This window comes from Streptomyces sp. KM273126, from assembly GCF_004337435.2.
GTDB classification, from domain to species: domain Bacteria; phylum Actinomycetota; class Actinomycetes; order Streptomycetales; family Streptomycetaceae; genus Streptomyces; species Streptomyces acidicola.
Genome location: NZ_SJXB02000001.1, coordinates 2,588,383 through 2,601,238, shown reverse-complemented (window position 1 = coordinate 2,601,238; position 12,856 = coordinate 2,588,383). Strand labels below are relative to the sequence as shown.

The following is a 12,856-nucleotide window of genomic DNA, read 5'->3' as shown; positions in this document are numbered from 1 at the left end:
CGCCGGGTCAGTCGGTCACGGGTCGCGGCTTCACGACCGGGGACGGGATCTCGACCGGTGGCGCAGACACGTCGGGCCGGAAGGGCTTGAGCGTGGGAAGGTCGGGGACCACGTGGGCCCAGGCGCGGCAGGTCTCGGCGGCGTCGCCGAGGGAGAGATACGGCGTGCGGATGCGGGACCAGCCGCCGGAGGTGTCACCGGCCACGGCGAGGCCAGGCCGTTCGGGAGCGATGGCGCAGGCGGCGGAGACCGCCTCGGGGGCGATGTCGCCGAGCGCCATCTTGGCGGATGCTTCGTCGTTGACGCGGTGGCAGACGCGGCCGGTCAATTGGGCCCGCAGCATGGTCGCGCCCTTGCCCAGCTCTGCGCCGAAGCGCTGCCCGCACACCTCAAGGTAGATGCCGGCGGCCCGACCGAGCTGGGCGAGACGGATGAGCTGGGTGACCATCTCGTCCCGCCGCTCCTCGTCCTTCTTCATGGCGACGAGGAAGAGTTCCGCCACCTCGTCGACGAACAGCACTACGGGTACAGGGCGTTCACTCTCGGGCAGGCCCCAGATGTCGGAGGTGATCTCCTCGTCCGGCGTGCCGGGGGCGATGCCCTGTCGGGCCTTGATCAGGTCGTACCGTTCCTCCATTTCCCTGATGAGCGCGGGCAGCAGGTCGGCGGCCTGCTCCGGGTTCGTGGCGAGGGCCGAGAGCCGTGCGGCGAAGGGCGCGAGTTCGACGCCCCGCTTGCAGTCGATGCCGACGAGGGCGACCGGCTGCCGGGCAAGTCCGGCGACGAGGTGACGCAGGTACATGGACTTGCCGGACAGGGTCGCGCCGAGGGTGAGTTGGTGCGGCACGGTGCGGTAGTCGCGCAGGAAGGGTGTGGCGTCCTCGCGCAGTGCGACCGGGACCCGGAGGAGTTCGGCCCGAGTCTTGCGCGGCATGCGCACCCGGTTCAGCACGTCGAAGCCGACGAGTCGCAGGTCGACCACGCCCGGCTTCACCGTGTTGACGTAGACGGCGTGGACTCCCCAGGCGTGCCGCAGCCGTTCGGCGGAGGCGGCCACGTCGGCCGGTTCCTGACCGGGGGCGAGACGCAGACGGAGCCGCAGTCCGGTCGTGGTGGGTCGGATGATTCCGCGTCGCGGCGGTACGGGCCGAACCTCGCGGCGGCTGGTGGCCCTGACCGCCAGGACGCGTAGCCGGGACGGGGTCACGGTGAGGCCACAGGCTTCCATGACGGACCCGTACGAGCCGATCAGCCGGGCCGTGGAGAGCGGTAAGCCGACCGTGGACCAGTAGAGGCCGGGGTGTCGCGCCCGGGCGTAGGCAGCCCCACCGCCGAGTGCTGCGACGGGGCCACCCACCTCCAGGAGCGTTGTCAGGTCGGTCATCAGGCCGTGGCTCCCACGGCGGCAGGGAAGGCGGCCGGGGTGACGGCGGCGGCCCGGTAGGCGATGCCGTGGCGCTGCTGCCCGTTGAAGACGCTCTCCCACGGCCGGGCGGCCAGGCCGGGCAGCGAGACCGGCGCACCGAGCGCGAGCCCTTCCGACACCCCGCTCTCCGGAACGGTCACCTTGATCAGGGACGACTCTCCCTCCTCGATGTACACAACGCCGATCGTCATCAGCGCCTCGCCGCTGACGGCGTCCTTCGCGATCTCGCCCGTCTGCCGGTCACGGACCTTGGGCTCGGGCGCCTCGGTCAGCAGGATCGTCGCGGCCGAGGTCTCCACACGGATGGTGCGCAAGACTTCTTCCCATCTACTCGTCTACACAAGAAGCGATCTGAGGACCCGTCATCGCCGGGAACGAGATCACCTTGCCACACAAGTTGCCCACTCGTCTATACGAGTAAGCCTGTCGGCGTGTACGAGTCCGAAGAAGTGGCCTCGCGCACCGCCGATCAGGTCGCCGGGAGTTGGTAGGAGAGGACGTAGGCGTCGGCCGCCATCACCGTGTCGCAGACCTCCACGGCCCGCCCTTCGGTGTCGAAGGCGGTGCGGACGAGGTGGATGACAGGTACGCCTGCGGCCAGGCGCAGCGTCTTCACCTCAGCGGGCGAAGGCATCCGGGCGCGGATCTCTTCCTCGAAGTGGTCGAGGTGGTGGCCCAGTTCTTCGAGACGGGCGTAGATGCCGCCGGGGCCGGGGGTGGGCTCGGCGATCTGGGTACCGCGGGCGATGTCGAGCGGCAGGTAGGACGTGGCGAACTCCACCGGGCGTCCGTCCAGCAGGTACCGGCGCCGCCGGGCGAGCACTCGGCGTACCGAGCCGAGCCGCGTAGAGATGTCCTGGCTCGCCTTCTCCTCCTTGACCTCCAGGCTGTCGACCTGCGGATGACTGCCGGCGGCATCGGCCTCCACGATGAACGCGGACTTGCCCTGCTCGCGGTGGCGGCGGGCGAAGCGGTCGGAGGCGAGCCGGCGCACGGGCGGACGGGGCCTGACGAAGACGCCCTTGCCGTGCTCGGCGTGCACCAGGCCCTCGCCCGTGAGAATCGAGAAGGAGTTCCGGACCGTCATCCGGGAAACGCCGTAGTGCTCGACCAGTTCGGCCTCGGAGGGCAGCTTCTCCCCTTCCTTGAAGCGCCCACGGTCGATGGCCTCGCGCAGCTGGTCGGCGATCTGCCGGAAGACCGCACGATCACTCGTGGGGTCAAGCGCGCCGAGAACGCTCGGTAGAGAGGTCACGAATACTCCTTTAGGTATCTAGACGAGTGGGCGAGTGTTGTTGCTACGGTGGAGAGCCTAGCCAGCCGAGAGGGCCGAGGAACGTGAGCACAGAACGCCCGCACTCCGTGAGCGTCGCCGGGGTCATCGTTGACGACAACGGCCGTGCCCTCTTGATCAAGCGCCGGGACAACGGCCATTGGGAACCGCCGGGCGGAGTCCTCGAACCCGAGGAGACCATCCCCGACGGCCTTCAGCGTGAGGTCCTCGAAGAGACCGGTATCAAGATCGCGCTTCCTGCGACCCTCACCGGCGTCTACAAGAACATGACGGGCCTGATTGTCTCGCTGGTCTTCCGCTGCGAAGCGATCGACGGCACCCCCACCACCGGGGACGAGACCCGGGCCCTTCGCTGGGCCACCCGTGATGAGGTCATCGAACTTACCGACGAGGCGTACGCGATCCGCGTCCTGGACGCACTCGACGCGACGATCCCGCCGGCCATCCGCGCCCACGACGGCGTGAAACTCGTCTAGTCCGAACCCGCTGCACATGGCGGCCTACCTGCATGAAGGAACTTGTATGCACGAGTATACGAGTAGTGCTCGGGTCTGGGGGCTGAGTTGCCCAGGATTCCCGGAAGAGGTGAGCCGGGCCCGCCGATGGACCCGTGACATCCTGCGAGGCTCCCCCTTAGCCGAGGATGCCGAGCTGATCGTGAGCGAGCTGAGCGCGAATGCGATCCTCCACACGGCCAGCGGCCAGGCATACGGCAGCTTCCACCTGGCCGTCGCGGTCTCCGCCCAGGTGGTAGCGGTCTCCGTCACGGACGACGGCGGCACGGGAACGGCTCCGAAGGTCGAGCACCAGGACCAGGACGCCGAGCACGGCCGGGGCCTGGGCATGGTCAGCGTCATCGCTCACCGGGTCGTCGTACACGACAGCGACCACGGCCACACGGTCACCGCGGAGTTGTACGCGGACGCACGGCAGGGAGGCCACCCGTGCTGATGAAACCACCGCAGTGGGGCTACTGGTGCGAGTGCTGGACCGAAGATCTAGCCGACGGGTGGCAGCCGGCACTGCTGGCAGCGTTCGACGCCTACTCGGCACCCCAGGCCGACCGTTGGGTAGCGGTCACGCTGCGGACAATCTCACTGGCCCTGGATGCGGACGCATCTGACGAAGCTTGGGAGTGGCTGTACGAGGGCCGCATCGAGACCCGACGAGCTCTGCTGCGATCCGAGCCGTGCACGGTGTCAGTGACCCACGCCAGCACGCGGATCACCTGGACGATCCGCCCCGTGCTCTTCCTGCCACTCATGCACCGACAAGGCGCCGAACTCCCGGCCTGCGCACGGACCTTCAAGCCTCATCGGACAGAGTGAGTTACAACTTTCTCTACTGGTTCAAGCACCCGGCTCCGCTCCGCTCCGCCGGGCGGGCTTCCCGGCTCCGCTCGGGGCGCCGCTCCTGCCTTCGGCCCGCTCCGCCCCGGCTGCGCCGACGCCCGCCCACTGTGGATAGGCCCGGAGGTCATGAGGCGATCACCCGGACCTCTGCGGCCCACGGTCACAGACGATGCCTCCGGCGGGGGATCGGCCGGCACCGGGTGGGAGGGGGCGCCGTTCCCAGCCGCGGGCACATCGTGGTGAGCGTGGTGGGCTCCCATCCCGTCCACCGTCGACCCAGGCAGAGCCGAGCAGACGCGGCCCATGGCGTCCAGGTCGTTCGTACAGTGGCGCGCTCCACCTGGACGCCATGAACCACGCCCGCTCCACAGACGTGTGGGTCGACGGCGGACGGGATGGGAGCAATGGAAGGGGGTTGGCGCGATGCAGCAATCGTCTGGCACAGCAGAACAGGCGAACGCGCGTGCTAACTACTTCCTCCATCACGCCCCTACGGCAGCGGATGATCCTTATAATTCGTCACCATCCAGGCCGCTTGGGCTCAGTCAGGACCGTGAGGGGGACGTCTTGCTCACAAACATTTTGTCAGACGCTGCTGAGATGGGATTCCAAACTGAAGAAACTGAGCAAGGTGCTCGGATTCGAATACCGTGTTCCCCTATTTCTCTTCAGGTGGATGTCCTAGACTCCGAGACCCTGTACGCAGCCCTGTATCTTCGGACGACTTCATGGGAGTGGCCAGGAGAGAGGTCCGACCTCCATGATGGTTTCTCATCAATCGCGGCCGCATTCTTGGCGGCGAATGAGATCGCATCGTGCGCACTGCTAGACGTACCCCATCCAGCGATCTCTAACGCTGGGGCCGAAATCTATGCCAGATACATTTCACTCGAACAGCCAAGAGGGGGATATTTTAAAGCCACAGAATCAGGTTCCCCCGAACTCATGGCCTTCATTGAAGGCCTGTATGGCCTGGAATCATTTCTCCATGCCGCGTTTCCGATGCACCCGGCAGGAGACTGCGAAAGTGAAGCCTCCAGGGATGGGGAGGAGGCTTGGGGAAACCAGGTGAGGCGGGCTCTGGGCGAGGCTGCTGATCCTCAGGAAGATACCTACGGAATTAGATCTGAACCAGAATGGAGCTACTACCGGTGCGCCAAGGAGGACATTTCAGTTTTCCAAGGGCCGGAGATTTATGCGGCATTCAGCGCGCTCGCCAACGCGACCAGGAAGAGATCCCTTCCTGGAGTATCTGGAAGCCTAGAAATACGCGGCGAACTGCATAATTTCGCTCCAGATGAGAAGGTCTCCAGGTTGACTGAAATTGTCGGCATGTTGTCTGGGGTGAAGGCTGATTCTTCGCCTGAGGTCATGTCGTTGGAGAACTGCGTGATCCTCGGGTCGCATGGATTCGTAGTAATGGCTGGAGCTGCCAGCGGGCATAGAGCTTTCGACTCGGAAAAAGAACAAGTGCTACTGCGGCATCAATCCGAGGTCGAATATCTATTTCGGGGTTCTGCGTTCTCATGGGCACCTTCGGTAGACGGCGGGAGATTTCAATCCCTCGTTCATGACCTTCTCCAGCGTGAGCCTGGAGTCGCAGAGGTCAGAGCGATCGGGAACGCTAACGAGCCCGATGGCGGCCGAGACTTGATAGTGGACTGGTACACACCGCTACAGGCAAACGGCGTCACGCAGGAAAACGCTCGGCGACTGACGACTAAGCGCAGGATCATTGTGCAGTGTAAAGCATTGAGTAAATCAGTCGGTAAATCAAAAATTCCAGACGTGCGTGACATGCTCGAACACTACGATGCGCAGGGATATCTCCTAGCGGCGTCAGGCGATGTTGGTACAACCGCGATTGACTATCTTCTCGGTCTTCGTACTCGTGGCGACTTCTTTACAGATTGGTGGGGGCGCCATGAAATTGAAGATCGCCTTAGGCGCAACCCAGACGTAGCCAATCGCTACCCGGATATGGTGAATCGGGTCACTATGTAGTCTCTCCATAACTCCGCGGCAGCGAACTCCAGTGCGTTCGAGCCGCCGTACCAGATCCGTGCCAGGTGGGTCTGGGAACCACCAGGGAGCACGGGTGACGAAGCGTCGATGCCAAGAGGCTGCCCATGCACTCCCATACAAATCAGACGCCCAACGTCCCCTAGATCACCCGAGCTTCCCAAGCGCGAGGCCCAGTCAGAGCGAGGTGCGAGCGTGCAGGATGGACACGCTGCTTCTCTAGGTCTGTCGTGGCCTCCGGCACGCCTGTCGGATACATGCAGCGGAGGTATCGGGCCTTGGGGGGGCAGGGCTGCGGTTGGTGATGGCCGTCAGCCCTGAAGCTCGATACCCACTGATGAGCGGAAAGGCGTCGGTCAGTCGTCCAGGGGGTCCGGAAGCTGGAACGTCTCCGCGTCTTCGCCGCGGGCCGTCGCGACGCGCAGGCCCAGCTCCTTGATGTGGCTGGCGGGGAGCTTGTCGCCGACCACCAGATAGGTGATCAAGTCGGCGGCGAGGTTGTAGTTCTCCTTCTTCGTCAGGATGTTGTGCGCGGAGTTGATCAGGACGTCGCGCCACAGCGGCGCCGTGATCTTCCAGTCGAGCTGGTACGCGCGGTCGACCGCGTCCTTGAGGGTCAGGTCCTCATCGGCCCGGAGAGTCTGGGACAGCGCCTGGAACAGCACGATGTGGGTGGCCGGCTTGAACAGCAGCCCGTACTCAGCCTCCTTGGCGCGCAGCTCAGGGAGGAGCTTGGTGTTGTCCCGGCCGTACTTCAGCTTCGGCATGCCGTCCAGAACGGCCGCCCACCAGCCCTCCACGTGTTCGTAGCCCTGGTCGATCGTCTCTTCCGAGGGGCGGACGTGGGTCTTCTTCTCGTTCAGGTCGTCCGCCATGTCGTAGTACTCGGCGATAATGCGGACGGTCTCGTAGATGGCGCTCAAGGTGGTGAGCTGGGTGCTGCGTTCGGCGATGGTGTTGTTCTTGTAGTTGACCAGCGACTCGCCCTTGTGGTTCTTGCCGGCCAGGGGCCCGCCGTCGTCCGCCAGGCGTCGGGTGAGGATCGCGAACCCGTCGTCCTCGCTGGTGAGGATGTTGTCACCGCGGCTGGTGTTCTTCGCGTAGCGGTTGACCTTGTTGAAGATCTTCCTGGTGTGCTGCGTGCTGATGCGCGGGACGATGATGACGGTCACCTCGTCGTCCCCGACGTCCTTGGCGTACTCCCCTTCAACGGTACGGGCGAGGTGGACCTCACGCAGGGCGGCGAAGCGGTGCTGACCGTCGAGGATGATGCGCTCGCCGCTATCGATGGTCAGGAAGCCGAAGGAGTCCTTGCCCATGGTGGACCGGTACGCCTTCGGCAGGCTCTTGGCCACCTCGCTGAGCGGCTCGAACTCCGGCTCCTCGTCGGAGTCCAGCAGCAAGATGATGGCGCCGAAGAACCGGTCAGGAGAGTTGGCCAGGTACGGAGCGATCTCGGTGCGCACCCGGGTGTCGTTGAGCTCGCGCTGCAGCCGCTCAGTCAGGCCCGTGGTGGCCCATTCCTCCTGCTCGCTCGCCGGCCGCGCGACCTGAACGAGGTCACTCACCTTCATGGTGGTCACGTAGTACGGGGTCGAGCCCATCTGGGCCCGGATGGCCGTGTGAAGAGTTGCCACGCCTACCTCCTGAGGTTGTTTGTGGCTCCAGCGTATCTGTTTGCGTATACAGTTTGCAACCGACTTTGGAATGTTTGCAAAAACAGTCGCTAGTGATCGCGCAGAGTCACGCCTGATCAACGGTGAGCTTGGTGTGATCAGAAGAGCCTCGATGGAGGACGACGACGCGGCCCGCAGGCCGCGGCTCGGTGCGGACTATCTATGGACAGAGGTGCCCTTGAAAGCGACCTGCACGACTCTGACCAGCGGAGACGCGTGACTCACACGAGCCCTCCGAAGCCGTTGCTGTGACGGAATGTTGTGACTGTCCGCCACCAAAGACGCTGCCTATATGTGAGCGAGGCTGACGAACCATCGCGTTTCTACCTCCCCGAGGGCCTTCCCGCGTCAGACTGCTGGGACTGCTCTTCACGGGCCTGTGAGAGCCAGGACGGGCCGGAAGGGCCGCCGTCGGACACAGTTACACCTAGGGGGAGCCGTGAGCGAGGCCGGGGGGACTCAGGTGACGGATCAGCACAACAGCGACGAGCAGAAGCATCGGGTGGTGCGTCGGCGGCGGGACATGGATTTCACGCCAGTGCGCAACGGCATGGATTTCCTGCTCAGCGCTTTCGACCACCTGAGCCAGCGCAACGGCGAGCCGGGCGCACGGGATTTGAAATATGCGGTTCTTCACCTGCAGGCGGCCGTCGAGGTGCTACTCAAGGCCCGACTGATCCGCGAACACTGGAGCCTTGTCTTCAGCGACCTGAACAAGGCGAAGAGGAGCGACTACGAAAAGGGCAGCTTCAACAGTTGCTCCGTTCTCGGTGCCGTTGACCGCCTGAACAACATCGTCGCCCTGCAGATCACGAAAGAGCAGAGGCAGGCCATCGCTAACCTGGCCGACACCCGCAATGCACTCACGCACCTGGGGCACACGGGCAGCGTCTACGCGGTCGAAGCCCAAGCCGCCGTGGTGCTCGACTTCCTGCTGACCTTCATCCACGAGGAACTGTGGCCCAAACTGACCAGCGAGGGCCCTTACGTATTGAACACCATGCGCCAGCTCCGCGCCCGCCTGGGTGAGGTCAAAGCACTCGTCAAGCAACGATCCCAGCGACTGGAGCAGGAGCTGCAACCCCTGGCCGGCCACACGGTGCAATGTCCGGAGTGCCAACAATGGTCAGTCGTCCTTGGTGATGACCCAACCTGCCGCTTCTGCCTGATGGACTTCACTCCCTATGAGGCGGCGCAGTGGTACGCGGAGGATGGGTACGCCGCGAGCGACAAGCTGTCCCTCTGTCCGAGGTGCAACACACACACCGTCGTCATCGGCGCCAGCGTGGCACAGAACAAGAGGGCCGGTGCGGACATCTGCTTCGGGTGCACTACCAAGTACACCAACTGGCGCCTATGCGAGGCATGCGGTGAGTTCGTGCCTCCCGAAAAGGAGCCGTCGATCTGTGATGGCTGCCTTGGCGACTACTACGAGCAGCTCTGAAAGTGGACGTTGGCGCCCCCTGTCGAATACGTGTCGAAGGCGCCGATTTATCGCGCTCGGCGCCCGTGGAGCACCAGGTCAGCAGGGATGCGCCGGCGATTACACCAAGCGTCTTCTAAGCCCCTGGCTGCTCGCGGCTCAGGTCTCCCCTTGCTGTCCCCGGCATCACGCCCCTGCAAGAGCGGCCGGGCCTGCACCTGTGTTGTTACCTCGACTGAACCCCGTCCCAACCCCCGTAGCGCCGCCACCGAAGGAGCACGATGGCTGACACCGGCATTGACGACCTGTCCAAGTACGACTCTGGGACCGACCCATTTACCGCGGCCGAGCTGAAGGCGATTGCCCGCTTCCGCGAAAACCTGTCCGGTATCCCGGACATCGCCTTCACGGGCTTCGACGCCGACGGGATCCGCCGCCTCACGTCCGAGCACGGAGTTGGCGAAGCCCGCAAGATGCTGCACTCGTTCTCTACCGACCTCCTCAACCGCTGGTGGCTGTCGATCCTCTCGTTGGAGAACGACCTGCCGACCAGCACCGACGAGTCCGCCCGGCACAGCGTGGCCGCCGCCCGGTACGTCGCCCACCTCACCGCTCAGCACCTCAACGCCTGCGCGAAGTTCGAGCACGCCGTCACCATGTGGTTTCTGGACCTGGACACGGACCTCTCCTCCCCGCTGTATCTGAACAGGGACGGGGATGAGTGAGCCCCAGGGGGCGGGCGACAAGGAAGTCATCGACGCCGAGCGCTTGTTGGCAGACCGACTTGACGATCAGTGACCACCCCCTGCGCACCATCAGCGCAGGTGAGTGCCACACCAGCCCAGGGCAGAGCCCCTAGCCACATTGCTTCAGGCACGAAGCGGTCGCTCGGTTAGGGTGCGCCGCATGACCGACGAGGCCTCGGCGTGCCCCTAGTGCAGCCAGGCTATGAAGTTCGGCGGCATCGTCCTCTCTCTCAGCGGGAGGACGATGGCCGGCGGACGTGTCCTGTCGGACGCTATGGAGGTGTACTGGTCAGCATGTCTGGTGGCACTGGGCCCGATCGACCGGATGAGCCTTTGGAGACCTGTCCGGTGCCCGAGCTATTCCGCTGACATCCAACGCTGACATCAATGACCCCAGACAAGGGCGACACCCAACGGTCGTGGACAGCACCGACACATGAGGCGAGGCTTGACTACGCCCCGGGTAGATCGAACTCCTAAAGCGGTGGTCGATGCGACTGCTGTACAGCAGCGGAGTACAGCAACCACCGTGACCGCAGGCGACCGCCAAGAGCCGTCAGCGGCCGACCGACCAGCCCGTTGGCCCTCGATGACCCTCCCGCCGAGAGTTCGGGACGAAGAGGTCGTGGGTTCAAATCCCGCCACCCCGACAGCCGAAACACCAGATCAGGCCCGGTTTCCTCCTTAGGGAACCGGGCCTGATGTGTTCTCTGGGAGCGTCTGAGGAGTGACCGGGGAGTGGACCATGGAAACCTCCCTCGAAAGCTCGGGTGGGCGGCCCCTTCGTATCCCCTGTGGTCGACGCGTGCTCAGCAACTCGTCGAGTGTGGCGACCTCTGATCGCGGGTGCATCGCCGGCCTCACATCGAGTGCCGCTTCCCACTGCTCGGTCAGCCCTGCCATGAGCCGGTTCCTCATGTCCGGCAAGGGCAGAGAGCTGCCGGCCGGAAGTGCGGACGTCGGTCACGAAAGGGCGAGGGTGGCGATGGTGCGACCCTCGGCGTCCAGGACGGTGATGCTGCTGACGAAGTTGTGGCTGGGGTCGTTGGTCTCCGACTCGTCGGGGAGTGGGCTGAGGGCGTACCAGGTGCCCCAGTCGAGTTGGCCGGCCAGGCGGACCACGTGGCCGGTGATCGTTCCCTTGTCGGTGGCCAGCTTCACGGCGGCGGCGTTGCCCTTGCCGTGGTAGAGCCCGGACAGGAAGTAACGGCCATCGACCGGCTCCATCTGGAGGCTCACCCCGGGGCGGCTCGTGTCCACGTTGCCGTCGACGATGCTGCGGAACTGGTCCGCCTGGTTGGGGGTGGACCAGTGCTTGCCCTCCTTGGTCAGCCACAGCTCCACCTTGGGCGCTGCCTGAACCCGTTCGCCCGGTGCCACCACCCGCACCGTTGACGGCGGCGCGGCCGGGCGTGCCGTGAGCTTGGGCGACGGAGTGGGTGTAGTAGGAGTGGGAGTAGGTGTGGTGACGTGCATTGTGGTGGCGGCCAGTGGGACCAGCAGTAGGCCGCAGCCTGCGGCCAGTACGGCGGTGCGCCGCCGCCTGCGCCTGGCCTGACCCGCCTTCTCAATGGCGGACAGTGGTACCGGGGACGGCGTGATGTCGTCTGCGGCATCCGAGAACAGTTGGCGCAGCCGTTCGGTGTCGGGGTGGGAACTCATCGCGGGACTCCGGGATGGAAGGCGTCGGAGGCGAAGGCAGGGTGGGCGCGCAGGGCCGCGAGGCCGCGCCGGGTGTGCGTCTTGACCGTGCCCAGTGCGCAGTTCAGGACCGTGGCGATCTCCTGGTCGCTCAGGTCCTCGAAGTAGCGCAGCACCATCACGGCCCGCTGGCGGGCGGGGAGCGCCGCGAGCGCCTGGGTGAGAGCCGCGCGGTTCTCGGTGGTCTCCGCGTGTCCGCCGTGCGCGCGATGCGCCGTCTCCGGGAGGAACGGCATGAGCAGGTGGACGACACGTTTCTTGCGGATGCGGCTGAGGTTGTTGTTGACCAGAGCCTGACGCACGTACGCGTATGTCTCGACCTCGTTGTGGGGAATGCGCGGCCATCGGGCGTACACCTTGGACAGCGTGGTCTGCACCAGGTCCTCGGCTTCGTGGAAGTCACCTGTGAGCATGTGCGCGGTGCGCACCAAACGAGGCCAGGCCGCCGCGGCGAACTCGGCGAACTCGCCATGACTCGCGTCCGTCACAACTGGTCGTTCCTCATGGGGCTCATGGGGTGAATGGGTGGAGGCGCCGCGAGTGGGGGTGGGGCCCGGAGTGTCCCCCGGGCCCCACCCCCACTCGCGAGCCGTCAGGAAAGGGCGAGGGTGGCGATGGTGCGGCCCTCGGCGTCCAGGACGGTGACGCTGCTGACGAAGCTGCCCGCGCTCTTGGGCATGTCAGCGCTCTTGGGCTTGCCAGCGCTCTTGGACTCGTCGGGGAGCGAGCTGGTCGCGTACCAGGCGCCCCAGCCGGGGCGGCTGGCCAGGTAGACCACGCGGCCAGTGATCGTTCCCTTGTCGGTGACCACCTTCACGGCGGCGGCGTCGCCTTCGCCGTGGTAGACCCCGGAGAGGAAGTAACGTCCGTCGACCGGCTCCATCTGGAGGCTCACCCCGGGGCGGCTCATATCTATGTTGCCGTCGACGACGCTGCGGAACTGGTCGGCCTGGTCGGGGGTCGACCAGTGCTTGCCCTCCTCGGTCAGCCACAACTCCACCTTGGGCGCCGCCTGCACCCGCTCACCCGGTGCCACCACCCGCACCGACGACGACTCCTGTTTGGAGGTCTTGGAGGACGTGGTGGCTGCCCCGGCCATGGCGGCAGCCGTGTCGGGGGCGTTGGCCGGGGTGAAGGCCTGTGCCATCGTGGGCGCCCCTGCCAGCGCGGCCACGATCGCCGCAGCCGTCACGTACTTCGTCATCCGTGTCATGGA

General features: G+C 65.3%; 13 protein-coding genes. 6 read left to right on the top strand and 7 right to left on the bottom strand.

Annotated elements, in window-relative coordinates; translation table 11 throughout:
• Window positions 1-7 precede the first annotated feature (7 nt).
• From E0500_RS11185 to E0500_RS11175, 3 genes are all read right to left on the bottom strand, one after another.
• A complete protein-coding gene (locus tag E0500_RS11185; protein WP_131567472.1) occupies window positions 8-1,384 on the bottom strand; it encodes an FtsK/SpoIIIE domain-containing protein in 1,377 nt (458 codons plus the stop codon).
• Window positions 1,384-1,740, bottom strand: coding sequence for a hypothetical protein (locus tag E0500_RS11180; RefSeq protein WP_131567470.1), 357 nt, complete (start codon window positions 1,738-1,740; stop codon window positions 1,384-1,386). Before E0500_RS11180 ends, E0500_RS11185 begins: the two co-directional genes overlap by 1 nt.
• Window positions 1,741-1,895: 155 nt before the next feature.
• Window positions 1,896-2,681 carry a GntR family transcriptional regulator gene (locus E0500_RS11175; protein WP_131567468.1) on the bottom strand — a complete coding sequence of 262 codons (786 nt, stop codon included), beginning with the start codon at window positions 2,679-2,681 and terminating at the stop codon, window positions 1,896-1,898.
• Window positions 2,682-2,788: 107 nt separating this feature from the next.
• Between E0500_RS11175 and E0500_RS11170 the strand changes: the two genes are divergently transcribed.
• The 4 genes from E0500_RS11170 (at window position 2,789) to E0500_RS44925 (ending at window position 6,076) form a co-directional block, all read left to right on the top strand.
• On the top strand, window positions 2,789-3,196 hold the full coding sequence (locus E0500_RS11170; protein WP_131567496.1) for an NUDIX hydrolase: 408 nt from the start codon (window positions 2,789-2,791) through the stop codon (window positions 3,194-3,196).
• Window positions 3,197-3,242: 46 nt separating this feature from the next.
• On the top strand, window positions 3,243-3,671 hold the full coding sequence (locus E0500_RS11165) for an ATP-binding protein (protein ID WP_131567465.1): 429 nt from the start codon (window positions 3,243-3,245) through the stop codon (window positions 3,669-3,671).
• The gene (locus E0500_RS11160) at window positions 3,671-4,048 is read left to right on the top strand and encodes a hypothetical protein (protein ID WP_131567494.1); all 378 of its coding nucleotides are present in this window, start codon (window positions 3,671-3,673) and stop codon (window positions 4,046-4,048) included. The genes E0500_RS11165 and E0500_RS11160 overlap by 1 nt, the downstream gene beginning before the upstream one ends.
• A gap of 696 nt (window positions 4,049-4,744) precedes the next feature.
• Window positions 4,745-6,076 (top strand): restriction endonuclease, encoded by a 1,332-nt coding sequence (locus tag E0500_RS44925; RefSeq protein ID WP_165935109.1) that lies wholly within the window; start codon window positions 4,745-4,747, stop codon window positions 6,074-6,076.
• A 374-nt stretch (window positions 6,077-6,450) separates the two neighbouring features.
• Here E0500_RS44925 and E0500_RS11150 read toward each other — a convergent pair whose 3' ends face one another.
• Window positions 6,451-7,731, bottom strand: a complete 1,281-nt coding sequence (locus tag E0500_RS11150; protein ID WP_131567461.1) for a DNA sulfur modification protein DndB — start codon at window positions 7,729-7,731, stop codon at window positions 6,451-6,453.
• 478 nt (window positions 7,732-8,209) lie between these two features.
• Between E0500_RS11150 and E0500_RS11145 the strand changes: the two genes are divergently transcribed.
• Both E0500_RS11145 and E0500_RS11140 read left to right on the top strand, forming a co-directional pair.
• Complete coding sequence (locus tag E0500_RS11145) at window positions 8,210-9,214, top strand: hypothetical protein (RefSeq protein WP_131567458.1); 1,005 nt, start codon at window positions 8,210-8,212, stop codon at window positions 9,212-9,214.
• A gap of 260 nt (window positions 9,215-9,474) precedes the next feature.
• Window positions 9,475-9,918 (top strand): hypothetical protein, encoded by a 444-nt coding sequence (locus E0500_RS11140; RefSeq protein WP_131567456.1) that lies wholly within the window; start codon window positions 9,475-9,477, stop codon window positions 9,916-9,918.
• 984 nt (window positions 9,919-10,902) lie between these two features.
• Here E0500_RS11140 and E0500_RS11135 read toward each other — a convergent pair.
• The 3 genes from E0500_RS11135 to E0500_RS11125 all read right to left on the bottom strand — a co-directional run bounded on the left by E0500_RS11135 (window position 10,903) and on the right by E0500_RS11125 (window position 12,853).
• On the bottom strand, window positions 10,903-11,601 hold the full coding sequence (locus E0500_RS11135; RefSeq protein WP_131567450.1) for a hypothetical protein: 699 nt from the start codon (window positions 11,599-11,601) through the stop codon (window positions 10,903-10,905).
• On the bottom strand, window positions 11,598-12,128 hold the full coding sequence (locus E0500_RS11130; RefSeq protein WP_131567448.1) for a SigE family RNA polymerase sigma factor: 531 nt from the start codon (window positions 12,126-12,128) through the stop codon (window positions 11,598-11,600). Before E0500_RS11130 ends, E0500_RS11135 begins: the two co-directional genes overlap by 4 nt.
• Window positions 12,129-12,232: 104 nt before the next feature.
• A complete protein-coding gene (locus E0500_RS11125) occupies window positions 12,233-12,853 on the bottom strand; it encodes a hypothetical protein (protein WP_258572744.1) in 621 nt (206 codons plus the stop codon).
• Window positions 12,854-12,856 lie beyond the last annotated feature (3 nt).

Coding starts and splice junctions, on each gene's coding strand:
- E0500_RS11160 (WP_131567494.1), top strand. CDS start 3,671: ATGAAACCACCGCAGTGGGGCTACTGGTGCGAGTGCTGGACCGAAGAT.
- E0500_RS11165 (WP_131567465.1), top strand. CDS start 3,243: ATGCACGAGTATACGAGTAGTGCTCGGGTCTGGGGGCTGAGTTGCCCA.
- E0500_RS11140 (WP_131567456.1), top strand. CDS start 9,475: ATGGCTGACACCGGCATTGACGACCTGTCCAAGTACGACTCTGGGACC.
- E0500_RS11185 (WP_131567472.1), bottom strand. CDS start 1,384: ATGACCGACCTGACAACGCTCCTGGAGGTGGGTGGCCCCGTCGCAGCA.
- E0500_RS11135 (WP_131567450.1), bottom strand. CDS start 11,601: ATGAGTTCCCACCCCGACACCGAACGGCTGCGCCAACTGTTCTCGGAT.
- E0500_RS11125 (WP_258572744.1), bottom strand. CDS start 12,853: ATGACACGGATGACGAAGTACGTGACGGCTGCGGCGATCGTGGCCGCG.